Origin of the sequence: Streptomyces sp. NPDC005551 (genome assembly GCF_042871785.1) — a bacterium.
Lineage (GTDB): Bacteria > Actinomycetota > Actinomycetes > Streptomycetales > Streptomycetaceae > Streptomyces.
Map to the genome: position 1 here is coordinate 146,885 of NZ_JBIAJE010000012.1, position 21,851 is coordinate 168,735.

The 21,851-nt window shown below is 72.2% G+C and carries 15 protein-coding genes; 3 read left to right on the forward strand and 12 right to left on the reverse strand.

Features of this window, described 5'->3' with window-relative positions:
• Position 1: 1 nt before the first annotated feature.
• Together rpsP and ACFYP4_RS30180 are read right to left on the reverse strand one after the other, a co-directional pair.
• Positions 2 to 430, reverse strand: a complete 429-nt coding sequence (gene rpsP, locus ACFYP4_RS30175; protein WP_358855362.1) for a 30S ribosomal protein S16 — start codon at positions 428 to 430, stop codon at positions 2 to 4.
• Between the two features lie 381 nt (positions 431 to 811).
• Positions 812 to 1,408, reverse strand: a complete 597-nt coding sequence (locus tag ACFYP4_RS30180) for a hypothetical protein (protein ID WP_358855361.1) — start codon at positions 1,406 to 1,408, stop codon at positions 812 to 814.
• Positions 1,409 to 2,209: 801 nt separating this feature from the next.
• On the opposite strand from ACFYP4_RS30180, the gene ACFYP4_RS30185 reads away from it, so the two are divergent.
• Positions 2,210 to 3,064, forward strand: coding sequence for a methyltransferase domain-containing protein (locus ACFYP4_RS30185; RefSeq protein ID WP_358855360.1), 855 nt, complete (start codon positions 2,210 to 2,212; stop codon positions 3,062 to 3,064).
• A 417-nt stretch (positions 3,065 to 3,481) separates the two neighbouring features.
• Here the strand turns inward: ACFYP4_RS30185 and ffh are convergent, their stop codons facing one another.
• The 5 genes from ffh to ACFYP4_RS30210 all read right to left on the reverse strand — a co-directional run bounded on the left by ffh (position 3,482) and on the right by ACFYP4_RS30210 (position 11,157).
• Positions 3,482 to 5,032 (reverse strand): signal recognition particle protein, encoded by a 1,551-nt coding sequence (gene ffh / locus ACFYP4_RS30190; protein ID WP_358855359.1) that lies wholly within the window; start codon positions 5,030 to 5,032, stop codon positions 3,482 to 3,484.
• A 164-nt stretch (positions 5,033 to 5,196) separates the two neighbouring features.
• Positions 5,197 to 7,644: a [protein-PII] uridylyltransferase gene (locus ACFYP4_RS30195; protein ID WP_388789695.1), complete on the reverse strand. Its 2,448-nt coding sequence runs from the start codon at positions 7,642 to 7,644 to the stop codon at positions 5,197 to 5,199.
• 26 nt (positions 7,645 to 7,670) lie between these two features.
• Complete coding sequence (locus ACFYP4_RS30200) at positions 7,671 to 8,009, reverse strand: P-II family nitrogen regulator (RefSeq protein WP_010984084.1); 339 nt, start codon at positions 8,007 to 8,009, stop codon at positions 7,671 to 7,673.
• Positions 8,006 to 9,343 (reverse strand): ammonium transporter, encoded by a 1,338-nt coding sequence (locus tag ACFYP4_RS30205; RefSeq protein ID WP_358854889.1) that lies wholly within the window; start codon positions 9,341 to 9,343, stop codon positions 8,006 to 8,008. Before ACFYP4_RS30205 ends, ACFYP4_RS30200 begins: the two co-directional genes overlap by 4 nt.
• 338 nt (positions 9,344 to 9,681) lie before the next feature.
• A complete protein-coding gene (locus tag ACFYP4_RS30210; protein ID WP_358854888.1) occupies positions 9,682 to 11,157 on the reverse strand; it encodes a hypothetical protein in 1,476 nt (491 codons plus the stop codon).
• 445 nt (positions 11,158 to 11,602) lie between these two features.
• Here ACFYP4_RS30210 and ACFYP4_RS30215 point away from each other — a divergent pair, with 445 nt between their 5' ends.
• The gene (locus ACFYP4_RS30215) at positions 11,603 to 12,265 is read left to right on the forward strand and encodes a bifunctional DNA primase/polymerase (protein WP_388789699.1); all 663 of its coding nucleotides are present in this window, start codon (positions 11,603 to 11,605) and stop codon (positions 12,263 to 12,265) included.
• Between the two features lie 159 nt (positions 12,266 to 12,424).
• Here ACFYP4_RS30215 and ftsY read toward each other — a convergent pair whose 3' ends face one another.
• Positions 12,425 to 13,627, reverse strand: coding sequence for a signal recognition particle-docking protein FtsY (ftsY, locus tag ACFYP4_RS30220; protein WP_358854886.1), 1,203 nt, complete (start codon positions 13,625 to 13,627; stop codon positions 12,425 to 12,427).
• 400 nt (positions 13,628 to 14,027) lie between these two features.
• On the opposite strand from ftsY, the gene ACFYP4_RS30225 reads away from it, so the two are divergent.
• Positions 14,028 to 15,008: an LLM class flavin-dependent oxidoreductase gene (locus tag ACFYP4_RS30225; protein WP_388789703.1), complete on the forward strand. Its 981-nt coding sequence runs from the start codon at positions 14,028 to 14,030 to the stop codon at positions 15,006 to 15,008.
• Between the two features lie 121 nt (positions 15,009 to 15,129).
• On the opposite strand, the gene ACFYP4_RS30230 is transcribed toward ACFYP4_RS30225, so the two are convergent.
• From ACFYP4_RS30230 to ACFYP4_RS30245, 4 genes are all read right to left on the reverse strand, one after another.
• The gene (locus ACFYP4_RS30230) at positions 15,130 to 16,542 is read right to left on the reverse strand and encodes a sugar porter family MFS transporter (protein WP_388789706.1); all 1,413 of its coding nucleotides are present in this window, start codon (positions 16,540 to 16,542) and stop codon (positions 15,130 to 15,132) included.
• A gap of 368 nt (positions 16,543 to 16,910) precedes the next feature.
• Positions 16,911 to 20,753 (reverse strand): AAA family ATPase, encoded by a 3,843-nt coding sequence (locus ACFYP4_RS30235; protein ID WP_388789710.1) that lies wholly within the window; start codon positions 20,751 to 20,753, stop codon positions 16,911 to 16,913.
• Between the two features lie 210 nt (positions 20,754 to 20,963).
• Positions 20,964 to 21,164, reverse strand: a complete 201-nt coding sequence (locus ACFYP4_RS30240; RefSeq protein ID WP_358854882.1) for a hypothetical protein — start codon at positions 21,162 to 21,164, stop codon at positions 20,964 to 20,966.
• A 377-nt stretch (positions 21,165 to 21,541) separates the two neighbouring features.
• Positions 21,542 to 21,823 (reverse strand): acylphosphatase, encoded by a 282-nt coding sequence (locus ACFYP4_RS30245; RefSeq protein WP_358854881.1) that lies wholly within the window; start codon positions 21,821 to 21,823, stop codon positions 21,542 to 21,544.
• Positions 21,824 to 21,851 lie beyond the last annotated feature (28 nt).

Consider the following 21,851-nt stretch of genomic DNA (forward strand, 5'->3'; position numbering starts at 1 on the left):
CTCAGGCCTCGGTCGACTCAGACGAAGAGGACTCGGCCGCGGCGTCGTCCTTCTTCTCAGCCTTCTTCTTCTGGGTGATGGCTTCACCCTTGCTCTCGTCTTCGCCACCGAGGGCGTCGAAGACGGGGCGGGTGGCCTTCGGCTCAGCGACGAGCAGCGGCGCCGGGGCGGGCTCGCCCTTGTACTTCTGCCAGTCGCCGGTCAGCTTGAGGATGGCGAGCACGGGCTCGGTCGGCTGCGCGCCGACACCCAGCCAGTACTGCGCACGCTCGGAGTCGACCTCGATGCGCGAGGGGTTCTGCACCGGGTGGTACAGGCCGATCTCCTCGATGGCCCGGCCGTCACGGCGGGTACGGGAGTCGGCGACGACGATGCGGTAGTGAGGCGAACGGATCTTGCCCAGACGCTTCAGCTTGATCTTGACTGCCACGGAAGTGGTGTCTCCTGGTCTATGACGTGGTTGGGCACGGCGAGATTGCCGCGTGGGGTTGCGGTACCCGAGTGCCCGATGGACGCGTCAGCCGGAGGAGAGAGGGGTCCTGTGCGGCTGTCGAGTACAGCTAGCCATTGTGCCACATCCCGACAGCACCCCTCACCGGCCGGGGTCGCGCCCACGCGTCGGCCCGGCCCCACGGGCACGGGGCACCCGGCACCCGGCGCCGGGAGGGATCGGCCCCGGCCCTGAGACCGGCATCCACGAGATGCCGCCGCTCACCGCTGGAGCCGTCCGTGACCCGGCGCCGGTGGCCGCTTCCCGCGCCGGCCCGCCCGCGCCGCCCCGTGCGGCACGTCCGCGCGGGACGACGGAGCCTCAGCCGGCCGCCGCGCCCACGACCTCCGGGATCCGGAAGGGTTTGCCGCACCCCCCGCACACGATCGGAGCCTGTGCCAGGACCGACGGGACGACGCGGACGTTGCGCCCGCAGTCGCAGACCGCCTTGACGCGGACGCCCCCGCCGGACGAGCCGTGCCGGGCGGCCGGGCCCCGGAAGCTGCGGGCGGTGTCGGAGGCGGTCGCGGCGGTGTGGGCCTTGAGGGCGCGCTGCAGCCGCTCGATCGTCGGGCGGTAGCGGCGCTTCGCTTCGGGGTTGAGCGTGACCAGCGAGAAGCCGCTGCTGGGATGCGGCTCCTCGGGGTGGTCGAGGCCCAGCTCCTCCGCGATCGCGAGGAATCTGCGGTTGTGGTACCGGCCGGCGCGCGAGGTGTCGCGGACACCTCGGGCGGCGGCGATGCCGTGGACTGCCTCGTGAAGCAGTCGCTCGAAGGAGAGTTCGTGCCCGCAGGCGGACGACGACTCTCCGATCAGGGACTCGGGCGCGGCAAGATCGGGCAGCTCGGGGTGGTGCCGCTGAATGTCGGCCCACGCCCCTGCCAGCTCTGCGGCGAGAACAGGTGGTGTCGTGCTCACGTCGTGACAACGAGCCGGGGTGCCTCTGTGTTCCTATTCCGGGGCATCCCAAATAATTTGCACGTACCCGTCAGTTGCCGCTGATGCGTCCTGACGAGGGCGGGTGCGCTGATCTGCGGAGAAGCCTCACAGTTCGCACCGAGCCGGTACGTAGTCACGCGTACGCCCCGGCGTGTAGACGGGGCCCCCGCGCCGGGGCGCCTGACGTCATCAGATGCGCAAGGAGCCTTTCGGCCGCGCTCGGGAGCGGCCCGGCGGGCGCACGCTCCGACGGCGACGTTACCGGGTGCTCCGGGCGCCCTCCGCACCGCCCCGTCCTCCGCCACGGATGCCACGGACGCCTACGGTCACGGAGTTTCTCCCCACGGGCACGCCGGTCGCCGCGTTCGCGGACCTTGGCCGGAACGGCATCGTCACCCGGGCCCACGAGGACGGAGTCCGGACGGGCGCGGAGCGCGGCGGTACTCGCGACGCGCTGTCATCGCCGTACGACGCGATCAGGCCACCCTTGACGCGGGGCGGAGACCACGGAAGACCGTCCCCCGAGCACGACGACAGGGACCCTTCCCGTGCCGCGCACGGCACGGCGGCGGTCTGCCGCGGCATGGACCGAACCTGGCGCGGAGGTGATTCCGGCCGAGTACGAGGGCGCGTCCGGGCGGCACGCAAGCAAAGGCCCACAACCCCTGGACGCGAGGACGAGTGCGCAGTTACCTGGCATACGGGGAGTGCGAGCGCGCACTGCACGGGGGCCATGAGAACGGGGCACGGGACAACTCTCGGCGGAATGGGGCGCTTTCGATGACACCTACGCTCGTGCGGCAACAGCCGGCTCACGCGGGACACCCTCCTCGCGTCGACCGGTGTGCACGCGCGCGTGACTGGGCCGAGATCCAGGAGCGGATGCTGGTCCCGCTCTACGAGGCCGTCTACGAGCGGCTCGAAGTGGGTGCGGGAACGCGACTGCTCGGTCTCGGCTGCGGCTCGGGACTCGCGCTGTTGATGGCGGCGTCGCGCGGGGCCACGGTCACCGGCGTCGACTCCTCGGCCGAACGGCTCGCGCTGGCGCGGGAACGGATGCGACCGGAGGCGAGGGGCCCGGGCGCACGTGGTGACGCGCGGATCGTCGAGGGAGAGCCCGCCGATCTGGCCGGCCCCGGCTCCCCCGCGTACACCGTGGTGACTGCGTTCGAGCCGATCGGCGGCGCGGCCGGGGACTGTGAAGGGCTCGGGGAGCTTCTGGAGGCGTCGGCGCCGCTCGCCCGGCGCGGCGCGTCCGTCGTCCTGGCCGGCTGGGGCCCGCCGGAGCGGTGCACGACGTCCTCCGTGCTGCGGGTCGCCGCGAAACCGGCCGACGCGGTGCGCCGTGAGGGAAGTTGGCGCTCGGCCCGGCGCGACGACCTGGAGGACGTCGCCCGGCGGGCCGGGCTGAAGCCGGACGGTTCGGGCCGGGTGGCCTGCCCCTTCGGGTACGCCGACGTGGGCAACGCGGTGCGGGGGCTGCTGTCGACCGGGCTGTTCGACACGGCGATCGCCGCGACCGACCGGGTGCGGGTCGGTGAGGAACTGACGGAGGCCCTCCATCCGCACCGCCGGAAGGACGGGACCGTGTGGATGACCAACATCTTCCGGTACCTGATCGCCCGTGTGCCGTGAGGTGACAGGGCGGAGCGGCTGACCCCACCGGACCGCCGTCTCCCCAGGCGTCGCCGCCGGCACCAGCTCCGTCCGCCGGCACCTGCTGCGTCCGCCGACACCTGCTGCGTCCGCCGACAGCTTCTGCGCGCCGGAGGACTGCACCGGCCGTGCGCGGGAGAGCGCCCGACGCCTGCGCGCAAGGGGCGGCACCGGCCGTGCACGACAGAGCGCCGACCCCTGCGTACGGGAGGACGGCACCGTCCGTGCACAGGAGAGCGGCGGCACCGGCTGTGCAAGGGAGAGCGCCCGCGCCCGCGCGCGACGGAGCGGCACCGGCTCGCCCCTCCGCACCGGGCGGGCATGCCAGCGGGGGCGCTCCTCGGTGAGGCGCGCCCCCGGTGCCGTCAGGGCGACGAAGCCCTGCGGGAGGACCCGTCAGCCCATGAACTTCTTGAACTCGTCGGGCAGTTCGAAGTCCTGGGCGCCCTGCTGCGGCAGGTTGAAGGCGCCGCCCGGCTGAGCGCCGGCCTCGCGGCGCTGCGCCTCCTCCAGCTCCTGCTGGCGGCGCTTCATCGGGTTGCCGGAGCGCTGCTTGCCCTTGGCCTGCTTCTGCTTCTTCTTGGCGCGGCCGGGACCGCCGCCCATGCCCGGCATCCCGGGCATCCCCGGCATGCCGCCGCCCTGCGCCATGCGGGACATCATCTTGCGGGCCTCGAAGAACCGCTCGACCAGGTTCTTGACGGCGCTGACCTCGACGCCGGAACCCTTGGCGATACGGGCACGGCGCGAGCCGTTGATGATCGTCGGTTCCTGGCGCTCGGCCGGCGTCATCGACTTGATGATCGCGGCCGTGCGGTCGACGTCCCGCTCGTCGATGTTGTTGATCTGGTCCTTGATCTGGCCCATGCCGGGAAGCATGCCGAGCAGCTTGCTGATGCTGCCCATCTTCCTGACCTGCTCCATCTGCGCCAGGAAGTCGTCGAGCGTGAAGTCCTGGCCCTTCTTGGACGCCAGCTTGGAGGCCATCTTCTCGGCCTCGTCCTGACTGAACGTCTTCTCCGCCTGCTCGATCAGGGTGAGCAGGTCACCCATGTCGAGGATGCGGGAGGCCATCCGGTCGGGGTGGAAGGCGTCGAAGTCGTCGAGCTTCTCGCCGTTCGACGCGAACATGATCGGCTTGCCGGTGACCGAGGCGATCGACAGCGCGGCACCACCGCGGGCGTCACCGTCGAGCTTCGACAGGACGACGCCGTCGAAGCCGACGCCGTCGCGGAAGGACTCGGCGGTGTTGACCGCGTCCTGGCCGATCATCGCGTCGACGACGAAGAGGATCTCGTCCGGCGAGACCGCGTCGCGGATGTCCGCGGCCTGCCGCATCAGCTCCTGGTCGATGCCGAGGCGGCCGGCGGTGTCCACGATCACGATGTCGTGGACCTTCGTCTTCGCGAAGTCGATGGAGTCCTTGGCGACCTTGACCGGGTCGCCCACGCCGTTGCCCGGCTCGGGGGCGTAGACGGCGACACCGGCGCGCTCGGCGACGACGCTGAGCTGGTTGACCGCGTTCGGGCGCTGGAGGTCGGCGGCCACCAGGATCGGGGAGTGCCCCTGGTCCTTGAGCCACTTGCCGAGCTTTCCGGCGAGCGTGGTCTTACCGGCACCCTGCAGACCCGCGAGCATGATCACGGTGGGCGGGTTCTTGGCGAAGCGCAGCCGTCGCGTCTCACCGCCGAGGATCGTGACCAGTTCCTCGTTGACGATCTTGAGGACCTGCTGTGCCGGGTTCAGCGCCTTGGAGACCTCGGCGCCGAGGGCACGCTCCTTGACGTTCTTGATGAAGGTCCGCACGACCGGCAGTGCCACGTCGGCTTCGAGGAGCGCGATACGGATCTCGCGTGCGGTGGCGTCGATGTCAGCTTCGGACAGCCGGCCCTTGCCCCGCAGGTTCTTGAACGTCGCTGAGAGGCGATCGGAGAGAGTATCGAACACGGCGCTCGTCTGTCCTCAGGGGTCGGGGGCGAGGGAATCGCCCTCCAGGGTATCCGGCCGGGCACGGTGGGGTCTCCACCGCGTGCGTACGAGGCTTTCTCCGCCTCGCGTCAGGGGGTCGCCGTCCGGATCACCGCGGCCCGCGGTGATCCGGACGGCACCGGCTAACCCCGCAGCGTCTCCTCCAGCGCCCTGGCCACCGTCGCCGCCTCCTCCCCCGGCAGGGGTGCGCCGTCCGGCCCCGTCACGTAGAAGGCGTCCACGGCGTTGGCGCCGAGGGTGGACACGTGCATGCTCCGTACGCGTACGTTCGCCTTCTCCAGTGCCCGGCCGATGCGGTGCAGCAGGCCGGGGGCGTCGTGGGCGCGCACCTCGATGACCGTGGCGTGCCGGGAGGCGGCCGGGGCGACCGTGACCCGGGCGGGCGGCGCGACCGTCCCGCGGCGCCGGGGGTAGGCGGCGTCCCGCTCGGCGAGCCGGCCCGCGATGTCCAGGGACCCCTCCAGGGCGCGCACGAGGTCGGCGCGCAGCCGGGTGGCCTGGGGCAGCGAACCGTACTCGGCGGCGACGCGCCAGTTGAGCAGCAGCACCGAGCCCTGCACGGACGCGGACAGGTCCAGGGCGCGCAGTTCGGCGGTGCGGACGGTCAGGCGGTGCATCGCGAGGACGCCGGCCACGGCGGGCAGCACCTCGGGCTGGTCGGGCACGGCGATGAGCAGTTCGACGCCGAGCGGTTCCGGGTCGCCGGCGGGCTCCTCCTCGGCCGGTGTCTCGGTCTGCGCGTGCAGAGTGAGGACCGGACCGCCCGTGCGGAACGCCTCGATGGCGAGCCGCTCCTGCTCGGCGGTGGGCGCGGCGTCCTCCGGCTCCTCGGGGGCGTCCCCGGCGAGGACGGCCGAGACGCGTTTGACCAGGTCGGCGACCAGGGACGCGCGCCAGGACGACCAGGCGGCGGGCCCGGTGGCCAGCGCGTCCGCCTCGGTCAGCGCGTGCAGCAGTTCGAGGGTGCCCTGCGAACCGACCGCCTCGGCGACCGAGCGCACGGTGGCCGGGTCCTCCAGGTCGCGCCGGGTGGCCGTCTCGACGAGCAGCAGATGATGGCGTACGAGGGTGGCGAGCACCGCCACCTCGGCGCGGTCGAAGCCGATGCGGGCGGCGACGTCCTTGGCGATGATCTCGCCTGCGACGGAGTGGTCGCCGGGCCAGCCCTTGCCGATGTCGTGCAGCAGCGCGGCGACCAGCAGCAGGTCGGGCCGGCCGACGCGGCGGGCCAGTTCCGAGGCGCGGACGGCGGTTTCGATGAGGTGGCGGTCGACGGTCCAGATGTGGACGGCGTTGCGCTGGGGCCGGCAGCGCACCCGCTCCCAGTCGGGCAGCAGCCGGGTGATCAGCCCGTCGGCCTCCAGCGCCTCCCAGACGTCGACGGTGGGCCGGCCGGAGCCGAGCAGGGTGACGAGCTGTTCGCGGGCCTCCGCGGGCCAGGGCGTCGGGAGCGGCCCGGCGACGGCCGCCATCCGGCGCACGGCGTGCAGGGAGAGCGGCAGGCCGGACTGGGCGGCCGCGGCGGCGGCGCGCAGCGGGAGCACGGGGTCGCGCTCGGGGCGGGCGGCGCGGGCGAGGACGACCTCGCCGTCCTGCTCCACCACGCCCTCGGCGAGGGGTGAGCGCTCGGTGGCCGGCTTGGCGCCGCCGAGCATGGCGCGCAGCCGGGGCCGTACGGCGCGCGATCTGAGGACGCGGCCGACCTCGCGCCAGGTGACGTCGCTGGCGTAGGAGATGACGCGTGCGGCCTCGTACACCTGGCGCAGCAGGGCGTCGGCGTCCAGGAGTCCGAGTTCGGCGGCGACCTGGTCCTGCTCCTGGAGGGCGAGGCGGTCGGTGGCGCGGCCGGTGGCGAGGTGGAGGGCGTCGCGTACGTCGAGGAGCCTGCGCCGGGCGTCGGCGAGGCCTTCGCGGGGCGCGTCGGCGAGCCAGGACGCGGCGACGGCGCGCAGGGCCGTGGCGTCCCTGAGGCCGCCTCGCGCCTCCTTCAGGTCCGGCTCCAGCAGGTACTGCAGTTCGCCCTGCCGTTCGGCCCGTTCGGCGCACAGCTCCTGGAGTTCGGGGAGGCGTTTGGGCGCCTGGTTGCGCCAGTCGGCAAGGACGGCCGTGCGCAGTCCCGCAGTGAGGCCGAGGTCGCCCGCGAGGTGGCGGGCGTCGAGCAGGCCGAGCTGCACCTTGAGGTCCTCGCCCGCGGTCCTGCGGGCCTCGGCGGGCGTGCGGACGGAGTGGTCCAGGGCCAGGCCGAGGTCCCAGACGGGGTACCAGATGCGGTCGGCGAGGGCGGCGATCCGCCGGGAGTCGCCGCCGTCGTGCAGGAGCAGCAGGTCGAGGTCGCTGCGGGGGGACAGCTCGCCGCGGCCGTAGCCGCCGACGGCGACGAGGGAGACGCCGCGCAGGTCGGCGGCGCCGGCGTCGAAGAGGCCGGTGAGCCACTCGTCCGTCAGTTCGGCGAGGGCGGCACGGCGCGGCGGCCCGGACCGCGCCTCCTCCTGGAGGAGGCGCAGCCGGGCCGCCGCGTAGCCGCTGGGTCCCGAATCCTCTGCTTCCGTACGCATGTCCGCACTCGTCACCCAGCGACTCCTGTCTTTCTTCGCTTCTACAGCGCGTCCGGGCCGCGCTCGCCGGTCCGGACGCGGACGGCGGTGTCGACCGGGATGGACCAGACCTTGCCGTCACCGATCTTGCCGGTGCGGGCGGCCTTCACGACGACGTCGATCAGCTGCTCGGCGTCGTCGTCCTCGGCCAGCACCTCGATACGGATCTTGGGAACCAGGTCGACGGTGTACTCGGCCCCACGGTAGACCTCGGTGTGTCCCCGCTGCCGACCGTAGCCGCTGGCCTCGGTGACGGTGAGTCCGTGCACGCCGAATGCCTGGAGCGCTTCCTTGATCTCGTCGAGCCGGTGAGGCTTCACGACGGCGGTGATGAGCTTCATGCGTCCACCTTCTTGCTCGCGGTGTCCTGGAGGGGGGCGGCCACGGCGGTCCGGTCGAGACCGCCGCCCGCGCCGCTGAAGTCGTATGCGGTCTCGGCGTGCTCGGCCTGGTCGATGCCCGCCACCTCCTCGTCGTCCGTGACGCGCATCCCCATCGTCCGGTCGATCAGGAAGGCGAGGACCGCGGAGACCACCAGGGAGTAGCCGAGGACGGCGAAGACACCGGCGCACTGCTTCCAGAACTGGTCGAGGCCGCCGCCGTAGAAGAGGCCCTGGACGTCGGACTGGCCGCCGCCGCTGGCGAAGAAGCCGATGAGCAGGGAGCCCACGACACCGCCGACGAGGTGGACGCCGATGACGTCGAGCGAGTCGTCGTAGCCGAGCTTGTACTTCAGGCCGACCGCCATGGCGCACAGCACACCGGCGATGACGCCGACGGCGATCGCGCCGAGCGGGGAGACCGCACCGCCCGCCGGGGTGATGGCGACGAGGCCGGCGACCGCGCCGGAGGCGGCACCGAGGGTGGTGAACGCGCCGTGGCGGATCTTCTCGTAGGCCAGCCAGGCCAGCATGGCGGCGGCGGTGGCGATCTGCGTGTTGACGAACATGAGCGCGCCGACGCCGTCGTCGTTGCCCAGCCAGGAGCCGGCGTTGAAGCCGAACCAGCCGAACCACAGCAGGCCGGAGCCGAGCATGACCAGCGGCAGGCTGTGCGGGCGCATCGGGTCCTTCTTGAAGCCGACCCGCTTGCCGATGACGAGGATCACGCCGAGCGCCGCGGCACCGGCGTTGATGTGGACCGCGGTGCCGCCGGCGAAGTCGATGACACCGAGCTTGAACGCCCAGCCGCCGGTGCCCCACACCCAGTGCGCGACCGGGAAGTAGACGATCGTGACCCAGAGGGTGATGAACAGCGCCCAGGCGGTGAACTTGACGCGGTCCGCGAGGGCACCGCTGATCAGCGCGGGCGTGATGATCGCGAACATCAGCTGGAAGACGGCGAAGACGTAGACCGGGATGGTGTAGCCGTCCCACAGCTGCGTCAGGCCGATGTTGCTGAAGCCGGCGTAGTCGGAAGACCAGCCGATGATGCTGCCGGAGTCGGTACCGAAGGCGAGTGAGAAGCCGTAGAGGACCCAAAGGATGGTGACGATCCCGAGGCTGATGAAGCTCATCATCAGCATGTTCAGGGTGCTCTTGACGCGGACCATGCCTCCGTAGAAGAAGGCCAGGCCCGGTGTCATGAGCATCACCAGGGCGGAACAGATGAGCATGAAGCCTGTGTTGGCGGACGACAACTTCGCGTCCGCCGCAAGCATGATGGCTGGTGCCATCGGCGTCTCCTCGTCGTTGGTACGGCCCCGTGCGGGCGAAGCCTGAGCGGTCTCATGAGGGGCGGGCCGGTTATGCGCCATGAGATTGGCGCAGCGCGGTTTCCGTCGGCGCCCCTCGATGTTTCGCCGCAGTGACGAAGGCGCCTGGTGTGTTACGCGTCCATGAACTGGCGGATGCCGGGCCGGACGATCGTTATCGTGGCGCAACCTGCCGTGGAGGCGGGAGAGACCGACCGCGGACGGCCGTCCGATGACCTGGCACGGGGGAGCCGAGTCGGGCGGTTCGGGACGGCCGGCCGCGGCCGGGGCAGGGGGCGGGCCGCTCGCGCGGCCGCGCGTCAGACCGCTTCGGCGGTCTCGGGCAGGTCGATGGCGAGCTGGTCGGTGAGGTCGACGATCTCGGCGAGGTCCCCGAAATCGCGTACAGCCGTGTCCACGGTCTTTCGGATGCGTGTGCTCACGCGCTCGGAGCGCACCTTCTTGGCGCTCACCATGGCCTCCTTGGCCACGGCCGCCCCCCGCTCGGGCTCGCGCTGGAGCAGGTGCACCGTGGCCAGGCCGATGAGGTTGAGCGCGTACGAACGCTGGTGCTCGGTGTCCTTCGCGAAGAGGTCCACGGCCCGCTGCATCAGGGGCTCGGCCAGCGACGCGTAGGTGGGGCTGCGGCCCGCGACATAGGCGAGGTCGCGGTAGGAGTGGGAGTTCTCGCCGTAGAGCTCGGCCTCGGAGAAGAAGCGGATCCAGTCGGGGTCCGGGTCGTCCCACTCGTGCACGTCGGCGAAGGTGTCCTCGGCCATCCGGACGGCCCGCTTGCACTTTCCGGGCTGGCCCATGTTGGCGTAGGCGCGGGCCTCCATCGCATACAGCATGGCCTGGGTGCGCGGACTCGCGCAGTCCCGGCTGCCGTACTGCGCGAGATGGACGAGTTCCAGGGCGTCGTCGGGCCGGCCCAGGTGGATCATCTGGCGGCTCATGCTGGAGAGGATGTACGAGCCGAGGGGCTTGTCCCCGGCCTCCTTGGCCGCGTGCAGCGCGAGCACGAAGTACTTCTGCGCGGTGGGCTGGAGCCCGATGTCGTAGCTCATCCAGCCCGCCAGCTCGGCCAGTTCGGCCGCGACCTTGAACAGCCGCCTGTACGTGGCGTCCGGCTGCGGCTCCTGGAGCAGGTCCGTCACCTCGTGCAGCTGGCCGACGACCGCCTTGCGGCGCAGACCGCCGCCGCACTGGGCGTCCCACTGGCGGAACATCACGGTGGTCGACTCGAGGAGGTCGAGCTCGGGCTTGGAGAGCCGGTTTCCGCGGCGGGCGGCGGCGGGCGACTCGGGCTCGGCGCGCGGCGCCGACGGGGTGGGCACGAGCCAGCGCTGCATGGGCTCGATGAGCGCCGGTCCGGCCGCGAGGGCCAGCGAACTGCCTAAGAAGCCGCGCCGCGCCAGCATCAGGTCGCTGCGCGAGAACTCACTGATCAGGGCGACGGTCTGCGGGCCGGCCCAGGGGAGGTCGACACCCGACACGGACGGTGACTGGTGGGCGGCACGCAGTCCCAGATCCTCGACGGCGACGACACATCCGAACCGCTCGGAGAACAGCTCCGACAGGATCCGCGGGATCGGCTCCCGGGGATTCTCACCGTCCAGCCAGCGGCGGACGCGCGAGGTGTCCGTGGAGATGTGGCCGGCACCCAACTGGCGTGCCCTGCGGTTCACTTGCCGCGCGAGCTCGCCCTTCGACCAGCCGCTGCGCACGAACCACGAGCCCAGCAGGTCATTGGGGCGCTTCTCAGCGTTCGTCCCGCTTCCGCCGTTGCCGCCCACTGGAACGCCCCCATCCCTGAGACCACTTGTACGCCGCGTGCGCCAAGCCCTATCAGAATGCCGGTAAATACCGCCGTGCGTCCGGCAGTTCCCACCCTTGGAACAGGAAACCGACTTGCCTCCGGCATACCCACAGGTGCGCGCATCTTCGAGGCTTGTGCACACAAAGTAATCCTACGATCACGCGCCCAGCCATGGCGATCGCGGAAACGCCACCATTCGCCACCCCTTCGAATGAACCTGCGACCCCCTCCACACGATTCACTTGACACGACGACCGGTGCCGAGCGGAGCGGTGCACACGGGAGCGCACGGCGCCGGGCGCACCACCCGGAGCACTTCCATGCGCTGCCTGAATCGCGCACGGCCGGGGACTACCATGACAGAGCGTCACATTCCGGATCCGCTTCGTAACCACCGGCGCGCTGGACCCGTTGGAGGGGGCATGGGCTTCACGATCGGCGGTACTCGGGGCATTCGCGAGATCCGGCCCGGCGCACGGCGCCGCGGGCGCACGTCGGACTGCACCGCCGTGGCGGAGTTCACCGGGCTCTGGGGCTGGGACGTCGTCCCCGGCGCCCGGGCCGCGGCGGGCGCCTGCTCGTGCGGCAGGGCCGACTGCCCCGCGCCCGGAGCGCACCCCCTGGACTTCGCCGCCGTGATCCCGGCCGGCGCCACGCTGGGCGAGGTCTCCGACGCCTGGGCGCAGTTCCCGGGCGCCGCGGTGATGCTGTGCGTGGGACGCGCCTTCGACGTGATCGAGGTCGCCGAGCCGGCCGGACGCCGCGCCCTCGCCCGGCTCGAGCGGATGGGACTTCCCCTCGGACCGGTGACTGCGACCCCGGACGGCCGCGCCCAGTTCTTCGTCGCCCCGGGTGCCGCGGCCGAGCTGCCCCGGCTGCTCTACCGCATGGGCTGGGACGACGCGGCGCTCGACCTGCACGGCCTCGGGGCCGGTACGTACGTCACCGCCCCGCCCTCCGACCGCGGGGGCCTCGGGCCGGTCCGCTGGTTGCGCCCGCCCGCACTGGACTCGGCGACGCGCCCGCCCCAGGCGCGGCTGCTCCTGGGAACCCTGGCGTACGTGGCACACCGCTCACGCGTCTGACGCGGGTCCGCTCCGCCCGGCTCCGGCCCGGCCCGGCCCGGCCCGGCCTAGGTCAGTACAGCGAAGCGCCCGTCCCCCACCTGCCGGGGAACGGGCGCTTTCCGCGCGTCCGCCGAGACGGCGGTCGCGCATCGGCCACCTGCTGGTATCAGCGGGTGGTCACTCTCCGATAAGGGCGTCAACGAACGCCTCCGGCTCGAACGGCGCCAGGTCGTCGGCGCCCTCGCCGAGGCCCACCAGCTTCACCGGCACGCCCAGTTCGCGCTGGACGGCGATGACGATGCCGCCCTTGGCGGTGCCGTCGAGCTTGGTGAGCACGATGCCGGTGATGTCGACGACCTCGGCGAAGACCCGGGCCTGCACCAGGCCGTTCTGGCCCGTCGTCGCGTCGAGGACGAGCAGCACCTCGTCGAGCGGGGCCTGCTTCTCGACGACACGCTTGACCTTGCCGAGCTCGTCCATGAGCCCGGTCTTCGTGTGCAGACGTCCGGCGGTGTCGATGAGGACGACGTCGGCGCCCGCCGCGATGCCCTCCTTCACCGAGTCGAAGGCGACCGAGGCCGGGTCACCGCCCTCGGGGCCGCGCACGGTGCGGGCACCGACCCGCTCCCCCCAGGTCTGGAGCTGGTCGGCGGCGGCGGCACGGAAGGTGTCGGCCGCGCCGAGGACCACGTTCTTGCCGTCGGCGACGAGCACGCGGGCGAGCTTGCCGGTGGTGGTGGTCTTGCCGGTGCCGTTGACCCCGACGACCATCACGATGCCCGGGGTGTCCAGGTTCGAGTCGGTCTTGACCTCGCGGTCGAACTCGGGGACGAGCAGGGTGAGCAGCTCCTCGCGCAGGAGCAGGCGCAGCTCCTCGGGCGTCCGCGTGCCGAGCACCCGCACGCGCTCGCGCAGCCGCTCGACCAGCTCCTGGGTGGGCAGCACGCCGACGTCGGCGGTGAGCAGCGTGTCCTCGATCTCCTCCCAGGTGTCCTCGTCGAGGTGCTCGCGGGCGAGGAGCGTGAGCAGCCCCTTGCCGAGCGCGTTCTGCGAGCGGGAGAGCCGGGCGCGCAGCCGCACGAGGCGTCCGGCGGTCGGCTCCGGTACCTCGATCGGAGGGGCCGTGGCGGCTGCCGGGGGCTCCTCGACGACGACCGGCGTCGAGCCGGGTAGGCCCACCTCCTCGATCGTTCTGCGCGTTTCGTCGCGCGGTGTCTCGGCCTCGTCGCCGACGTGCGGTTCGGCCGGAGGGGCGGTGATGTCGGGCGTCGAGGGGGGCGGCGGAGGCAGCGGCTTGCGCCTGCGGCTGCCTACGACGAGCCCGCCGAGCGCGACGATCACGACCACGGCGATGACTACAGCAAGGATGACGGTTTCCATAACCCCCTCAGTATCGGCCATCCCCCTCCACCGGGCCCAGCCTGCGGGGCCCGTCGGGGTCATGAACCGTGCAAGGGGTCGGGGCAGGGAGCACGGGCCGGCCGTACGGCCGGGTGGGGGCGGGTGGCCGTACGGAGGCCTCCGGGCGGTCGGCCCCGCGGCCGGGACGCCCGCGGCGCCGGTGGGGGGGCCGTAGGGGCGGGACGCGGCCCGCACGGGGTGGCCCCCCACGGCGTCCGCCCGCCCGGCGCCTCGGGCGCGGGGCCCTCCTGCTCGCCCCCCGGAAGGACCCGTGCCGGCGACCGCCCAGGGAGACGCGCACCCCCTGGCCGCCTGACGCTCCGTCAGCTAACGTCCCCTTGCACCGCCACCCCGCTCGCCCGGTGAAGGGGGACTCTCCATGCCCGTCACGGTCGTACGCCTCAACCTCGTCGAGCCCGACGCCACACCCGCGTCACTGAGCGCCCGCTACCGGGCGGCGGTCGAGATGGCCGCGTACGCCGACGACCGCGGGATCACCACCGTGCAGACCGAGGAGCACCACGGCGTCGCCGACAACTGGCTGCCCTCGCCGTTCGTCCTCGCGGGCGCGGTCTTCGGTGCGACCCGGCGCATCACGGTCACCGTCTCGGCGGTCATCGGCCCGCTGCACGACCCGCTGCGCCTCGCGGAGGACATCGCGGTGCTCGACCTGCTCGGCCAGGGGCGCCTGGTCACGGTGGCCGGCATCGGCTACCGGCCCGAGGAGTACGCCCTGTTCGACGTGGAGTGGAAGCGGCGCGGCGCGCTCCAGGACGAGCTTCTGGAGACGGTGCTGAAGGCGTGGACCGGCGAGGAGTTCGCGTACCGGGGCCGTACGGTACGGGTCACCCCCCGCCCGTACTCGCAGCCGCATCCCCTGCTGCTGGTCGGCGGTTCGTCCAGGGCGGCGGCGCGGCGGGCCGCCCGGCTGGGGCTGCCGTTCTTCCCGAGCGCGCATCTGCCGGAGCTGAAGGCGTACTACGAGGAGAGGCTGGCCGAGTACGGCACCGAGGGCTGGACCATGATGCCGCCGGCCGTGACCCCGCTGCTGCACATCGCCGAGGACCCGGACCAGGCGTGGGCGGAGTACGGCGGGCACTTCCTGCACGAGGCCCGGATGTACGCCTCCTGGCAGTCCGGCGACATCCGCTCGGCGGTGAGATCGGCGGCGGCGACCGTGGCCGAACTGCGCGCGGAGGGCGTCTACCGCATCCTCACCCCGGACGAGTGCGTGGCGCAGCGGCTGGAGAGCCATGTGCTGCATCCGCTGGCGGGCGGCATGCCCGTCGACGAGGGCTGGCGGAGCCTGCACCTGTTCTGCGAAAACGTACTGCCCCGGCTCGGGGACCTGGCGGTCTGAGCCGGGGCGGTACGCCTTCACGGATACGGGGAGAGGGGCAGCGGGGACTTGGCCCTTCTCCCCGAGACACGGGGCCGGTGAGGCCTTGGGCCCACAGCCGGCCTGATGCGAACGACGGGCCCTAGCCCATCTCCTCCAGGGCCTTGCCCTTGGTCTCCTTCACGAACTTGAGCACGAAGGGGATGGAGAGCGCGGCGAAGATCGTGTAGATCACGTAGGTCGCGGACAGGTTCCAGTCGGCCAGCGAGGGGAAGCTCGCGGTGATGGCCCAGTTGGCGATCCACTGCGCGGAGGCGGCGACGCCGAGCGCGGCGGCGCGGATCCGGTTCGGGAACATCTCGCCGAGGAAGACCCAGACGACCACACCCCACGAGAGGGCGAAGAAGAGGACGAAGACGTGGGCGGCGATCAGCGCGACCCAGCCCTGGGTGGCCGGCAGCTTGCCGTCGACGAGGTCGAACGAGAAGGCCCAGGCCTCCAGGGCGAGGCCGACGACCATGCCCACGGAGCCGATGAGCGCGAGCGGCCTGCGGCCGACCCGGTCGACGAAGATCATGGCGATCACGGTGCCGATGATGTTGATGATCGACGTCGTGAACGAGTAGAAGAACGACTGCGACGGGTCGACACCGACGGACTGCCACAGCGTCGAGGAGTAGTAGAAGGCGACGTTGATGCCGACGAACTGCTGGAAGACCGAGAGGCCGATGCCGATCCAGACGATCGGCAGGAAGAAGAACCGGCCGCCGAGCAGGTCCTTGAAGGTCGACTTGTGCTCGCGCTTCATGGCGAGCTCGATCTCGGCGACCCGGGCGTCCAGGTCGACGTTTTTGCCCTCGACCTCGGCGAGCACCTCACGGGCGCGGGCGTCCTTGCCGGCGGAGATCAGGTAGCGCGGCGACTCGGGGATCGCGAAGGAGAGCAGGCCGTAGAGGACGGCGGGGACGACCATCACGCCGAGCATGACCTGCCAGGCCTCGAGGCCGAGCAGCTTGCCGCGCTGGTCGCCGCCCGCGGCGTTCAGGATGCCCCAGTTGACCAGCTGGGAGATCGCGATGCCGACGACGATCGCGGCCTGCTGGAAGGAACCGAGCCGGCCGCGGTAGGCGGCGGGCGCGACCTCGGCGATGTAGGCCGGGCCGATCACGGACGCCATGCCGATGGCGAAACCGCCGACGACGCGCCAGAAGGCCAGGTCGTACAGCGCGAAGGGGAGCGCGGACCCGACGGCGCTGACGGTGAAGAGGACGGCCGAGATCTGCATGCAGCGGATGCGGCCGATGCGGTCCGCGATGCGGCCCGCGGTCGCGGCGCCGACGGCGCAGCCGATCAGCGCGATGGCGATGACCTGGGCGAGGGCCGCGGAGCCGACGTCGTACCGGCTGCGGATGGCCTCGACGGCGCCGTTGATGACAGCACTGTCGTAGCCGAAGAGGAAGCCGCCCATCGCGGCCGCCGCGGCGATGAAGATGACGTGCCCGAGATGATCGGGGTGAGCCGTCCTGGCTCCTGACGACTGCGCTGTGCTGGTCACGTGAACTCCTCGGGCCACCGGCCTCACTGCCGGGGGTGGGGGGCGAGCCCTTCAGGGGTCCTACCAGTGGCGCATACCTTCGCGCCGCCCACCACCTGAAGGTAAAGGCAACGTTGCAGAGACTATGCCTTCAAGTTTCGAAGTCAATAGTCGCTCGATGTGAATTTGTACCCTGCGCGTGTCGCACTTGCATTCAAGAGTTGAACTCAATCTCCCGGCATGGTTCGTCTACCCCGCGGAGCCGAGGACAAGCCCGAACGGGAGCCCGGGGCAACCGGACGTGCGCCTGGGCGGGATCGGCGGAGCAGCGGGCGGCCCCGGGAGGGCGCGGGAAGGTCCGACGGGGGCCACCGCCGCCCGCGGACCCGTCAGCGCAGCCGCTGGCTGATGACCTTCGACACACCGTCGCCCTGCATGGAGACGCCGTACAGCGCGTCGGCGACCTCCATCGTGCGCTTCTGGTGCGTGATCACGATCAGCTGCGACGCCTCCTGCAGCTCCTGCATGATGCGGATCAGCCGCTGCAGGTTGGTGTCGTCGAGCGCCGCCTCGACCTCGTCCATCACGTAGAACGGACTGGGCCGCGCCTTGAAGATCGACACCAGCAGCGCCACGGCGGTCAGCGACCGCTCGCCGCCCGAGAGCAGACTGAGCCGCTTGACCTTCTTGCCCGGGGGCCGGGCCTCGACGTCCACACCGGTGGTGAGCATGTTGGCGGGGTCGGTCAGGATCAGCCGCCCGTCGCCCCCCGGGAAGAGCCGGCTGAAGACGCCCTCGAACTCGCGGGCCGTGTCCCGGTAGGCCTCGGTGAAGACCTGCTCGACGCGCTCGTCGACCTCCTTCACCACCTGAAGGAGATCGGCGCGCGTCTTCTTCAGGTCCTCCAGCTGCTCGCTGAGGAACTGGTGGCGCTCCTCCAGCGCGGCGAACTCCTCCAGGGCGAGCGGGTTGACCCTGCCCAGCTGCTGGTACGCACGCTCGGCGGACTTGAGCCGCTTCTCCTGCTCGGCCCGGTGGAACGGCCGGGGCCGATTGCGCGGGTGGTCGGGGTCCTCGGGGACTTCCTCGCCCTCGGCGGGCAGGGAAGGGGGCACCGGCTGCTGCGGACCGTACTCCGCGACCAGTCCCTCCGGTTCGACGCCGAGTTCCTCCAGCGCCTTCGACTCCAGCTGCTCGATCCGCAGGCGCTTCTCCGCGCCGAGCACCTCGCCGCGGTGCACCGAGTCCGTCAGCTTGTCGAGCTCGGCCTTGAGGTCGCGGCCCGCGTTGCGGGCCTCCGCCAGCTCCCGTTCGCGCCGGGCCTTGGCGGCGTCGGCGGCGGTCCGTTCCGCTTCGGCGCGGGCGAGGGAGACCTCGACGTGCGCCAGGAGCTGCCGTGCTCCGGAGGCGACGGCCTCGGCGACCGCCGCTTCGTGCCGCAGCCGGGCCCGCCGCTGCTCGGCACGCGCGCGTGCCTCGCGCTCGGCGCGGGCGGCCCGGTCGAGTCCTTCGGCCCGCCCGGCGAGCCCCTTGACCCGCTCCTCGTGCGTACGCACCTGGAGCCGGGCCTCCATCTCGGTCTGCCGCGCGTTGGCGCCGTCGGCCGCGAGCCGGTCGCGCACGGAGGAGTCCGGCTCCTCCTCCACCGGCATCTCCTCGGCGACGGCGAGCCGTTCGGCCAGCTCCTCCGCCTCCTCGACGGCCCGGTCCAGCGCCTCCTGCGCCCGTGCCGTCGAGGCGGTGCCGCGCTCGGCCTCCCCCGCGGCTCCGCGCGCCTGCCCGGCCAGCCGGCCGAGCTGCTGCGCGACGGACGACCTCTCCCGCTCGGCGGCCCGCCGCCGCTCCCCCAGCTCCTCGACGAGCGCCGCCCGTTCCCCGCGCAGTGCGGTGGCGTGCCGCTGCGCCCCGGCGAGCTCCTCGCACCGCACCGCGAGCTCCTCCAGGTCCGCCGCGGCCTCGTCGACGGCCGCCTGCACCTCGAGCAGACTCGGTGCCCCCGCGGACCCGCCGTGCGCGAAGTGCGCGCCCAGCAGGTCCCCTTCGGCGGTCACCGCGGTCAGCTCGGGCCGCGCGTACACCAGGTCCTCGGCGTCCTCCAGCGTGCCGACCACGACGATCCCGCGCAGCAGCCGCCGTACGGCGGGCATCAGCTGGTCCGGCCCGCGGACGAGATCGGCGGCGTACGGCGGTCCGCCGCGCTCCTCCTGCCGGGCGCCGGCGCGTACTGCGTCCCGTGGGACGCCCGGTGCGAGGTCCCCGTCAGGACCGGGCGAGCAGTGCGGGCCTCCCGGCGAGAGGTCCCCGCGTACGGCGTCCCCGGACGCATCGGCCCCGCCCGCACCACCGGGCCCGGGATCCGCGACGCACTCCGCTCCGAACCCCGCTCCGGCACCCGCGCCCGCCGGAAGGTCGTGCGCGCGTACGGCATCTCCCGCGTCGACCGCGCGCCCGGCTCCGGACCCGCGCCCCGCGGAGGGGTGGGCCGCGACGCCGGTGGACGCGTCCTCGTCGGGGGCGCCGGCCAGCAGCAGGGCCGCACGGCCCGCGTCCTGTTTGCGGAGCAGGCGGATGGCCTCGGCCGCCGAGGCGGGCGTCGTCACCGCGATCGCGTCGGCCGCCGCGCCGAACGCCGCCGCGAGGGCGATCTCGAAGCCGGGGGTCACCGAGAGCAGTTCGGCGGCCGGGCCGAGCAGCCCGCCCAGCCGGTCCTTCGCGCCGAGCAGCGCGCCCGTGCCGTCCTTGCGGCGCAGCCCGAGGGCGAGGGCCTCACGGCGGGCCTGGGTTGCGGCGCGCCTGCGTTCCGCGGTCGTGAGCGCCTCACGGGCGGCCGTCAGGCCGGCCTCGGCCCGGCCGAGCTCGGCCTTCGCCGCCTCGTGCCGCTCCGCCAGCTCCACGTCGCCCGCGTCGAGGCCGTCGACCTCGGCCTTCAGCTGCTCGTACTCCTGCTGGGCCGTGACCGCCCGTTCCAGCGCCTCGTCGCGGCCGGCGGCCAGCCGGTCGATCTCGGCCCGGGCCGAGGCGGCCCGGGAACGGGCGGCGTTGACCTGCCCGTTGAGGCGGGCGAGCCCCTCGCGGCGGTCCGCGATGGCGCGGGCGACGTCCCGGAGACGGCGTTCCTCGACGGCCAGCTCGCGCTCCAGCTCGGCCCGGTGCGCGACGGTGTCGTCGAGGGCGTGCCGGGCGGCCTCCAGGGCCGCTTCGAGCTCGGCCTCCTGCTCGCGGATCCGGGCGGCCTCGCGTTCCAGGTCCTCGGGGTCGCGTCCGCGCCGTTCCTCGACGGGCGCGGAGGTGGCGCTCTTCACGCGCGCGTCGGCCAGCGAGATCGTGCCCCGCACCCGCTCGGCGAGCTGCGAGAGGTCGTACCAGGTCTGCTGGGCCCGCTGGAGGCGCGGGGTGAGCCGCCGGACCTCGTCCTCGAGTGCGGCCTCGCGCCGCAGGGCCTTCCTCAGCTCGGCCTCGGCGGTGTCCTTGCGTTCCTTGAGCGCGGCCTCGTCGGCGATCTCGGCCCGGAGCGCCTGGCGCAGCCGTACGAGATCGTCGGCGAGCAGGCGCAGGCGCGCGTCGCGCAGGTCGGCCTGGATGACGGCGGCACGGCGGGCGACGGCGGCCTGCCGGCCCAGCGGTTTGAGCTGGCGGCGCAGTTCGTCGGTGAGGTCCTGCACGCGCGCGAGGTTGGCCTTCATCGCGTCCAGCTTCCGCAGCGCCTTCTCCTTGCGCTTGCGGTGCTTGAGGACGCCCGCGGCCTCCTCTATGAAGGCGCGGCGGCCCATGGGGTCGGCGTGCAGCACGGAGTCCAGCTGGCCCTGGCCGACGATCACGTGCATCTCGCGGCCGATGCCTGAGTCGGAGAGCAGTTCCTGGATGTCGAGGAGCCGGCAGGTGTCGCCGTTGATCTGGTACTCGCTGCCGCCGTTGCGGAACATGATCCGCGTGATGGTGACCTCGGCGTACTCGATGGGGAGCGCGCCGTCGGAGTTGTCGATGGTGAGGGACACCTCGGCCCGGCCGAGCGGGGGCCGCCCGGTGGTGCCGGCGAAGATGACGTCCTCCATCTTGCCGCCGCGCAGCGACTTCGCGCCCTGCTCCCCCATGACCCAGCTCAGCGCGTCCACGACGTTGGACTTGCCCGAGCCGTTCGGGCCCACGACGCAGGTGATGCCCGGTTCGAACCGCAGCGTGGTCGCCGAGGCGAACGATTTGAACCCGCGGAGGGTCAGGGCCTTGAGGTGCACGCCGCCGGACTCTACCTTTCGTGCCCGTCTCACTCCATGAACGCGCGGTTTCACCCGTGAACGCGCAGGGCAGACCGTCGGTTAATGAGTGGGAGACAGGCACGGGGGGCAAGACGAAGGGACGCCGGGGAGGCGTCCCTTGCAGTTCTGACGGCATGCGGTGGCCGAGTCGCTCGGATCGACCATTCGTGTCGTCGCGCGGCCCAGCGATCAGGTGAGCGCAGGCTCCGCCTGGGGTACGTCGAGGTGCTCAAAGGAATCGTGAGAAGCGGCAGCCGCGAGCGCGTCGTTCTCGGCCTGGATCCGTACGAGCTCGGATTCCAGGTCCTGGACGCGCTGCTGGAGCCGTCGCATCTCGGCGATGAGTCGCGGGTCGGAGCCGCCGACGTAACCGAGAAGCGCCTTTGCCATGATGGATGGTCCTCCACACTGAGTGACACCGAAGCGGTGTGGGTCGTGAGGGAATCGCACCCGCGATGCTTGACACTCTTCAGTTCTTGCTGCCGTTCCTACATGCCAAACAGCTAAGGTGCGCGGGGCTTTCAGAGTCTCACCAAAAAGTTTGACGGTCAACACGATCACACCCCGCATTGGGGGCAACCCGGGCGCGCGGCCCGGTCCGGGCGGCGCTGCGACTCCTGCGGGGCCCTCGGGGCGTGGAGATCATCGTCCATCTCGGAGCCTGCCACGACAAGCGCGTTCTTGGCAACCACCAGGCACTTTCCGCTTCCCAGGACCGGCACGGCTCTCCGCGCGCGCCCTCGGGACGGGGGTCGCGGCTGTCGCCGTCAGCGGATGGCGAACCCGTCGTAGATGCCGCGTGGCGTGTCCCACATCTCAGTGACTCCGTCCACGCGCCCGGGTGTGTCGTCCCCACGTAGCCAGTGGAGGAGGCTCTCGCAGCCCTCGCGGGGCCCCTCGGCGACCACCTGGACCCGTCCGTCCTCCAGATTGAGAGCAAAACCACTCAGCCCGCCGATCTCCAGCGCCCTGGCCCGGGTGAACCAGCGGAAACCCACACCCTGGACCCTGCCGCGGACCCACGCGACGAGCCGTACTTCCTCGTTCATGGGTGCACGCTAACCGGACAATGTCTCT

Coding starts and splice junctions, on each gene's coding strand:
- ACFYP4_RS30185 (WP_358855360.1), top strand. CDS start 2,210: ATGACACCTACGCTCGTGCGGCAACAGCCGGCTCACGCGGGACACCCT.
- ACFYP4_RS30200 (WP_010984084.1), bottom strand. CDS start 8,009: ATGAAGCTCATCACCGCCGTCGTGAAGCCTCACCGGCTCGACGAGATC.
- ACFYP4_RS30205 (WP_358854889.1), bottom strand. CDS start 9,343: ATGGCACCAGCCATCATGCTTGCGGCGGACGCGAAGTTGTCGTCCGCC.
- ACFYP4_RS30215 (WP_388789699.1), top strand. CDS start 11,603: ATGGGCTTCACGATCGGCGGTACTCGGGGCATTCGCGAGATCCGGCCC.
- ftsY (WP_358854886.1), bottom strand. CDS start 13,627: ATGGAAACCGTCATCCTTGCTGTAGTCATCGCCGTGGTCGTGATCGTC.
- ACFYP4_RS30225 (WP_388789703.1), top strand. CDS start 14,028: ATGCCCGTCACGGTCGTACGCCTCAACCTCGTCGAGCCCGACGCCACA.
- ACFYP4_RS30240 (WP_358854882.1), bottom strand. CDS start 21,164: ATGGCAAAGGCGCTTCTCGGTTACGTCGGCGGCTCCGACCCGCGACTC.
- ACFYP4_RS30245 (WP_358854881.1), bottom strand. CDS start 21,823: ATGAACGAGGAAGTACGGCTCGTCGCGTGGGTCCGCGGCAGGGTCCAG.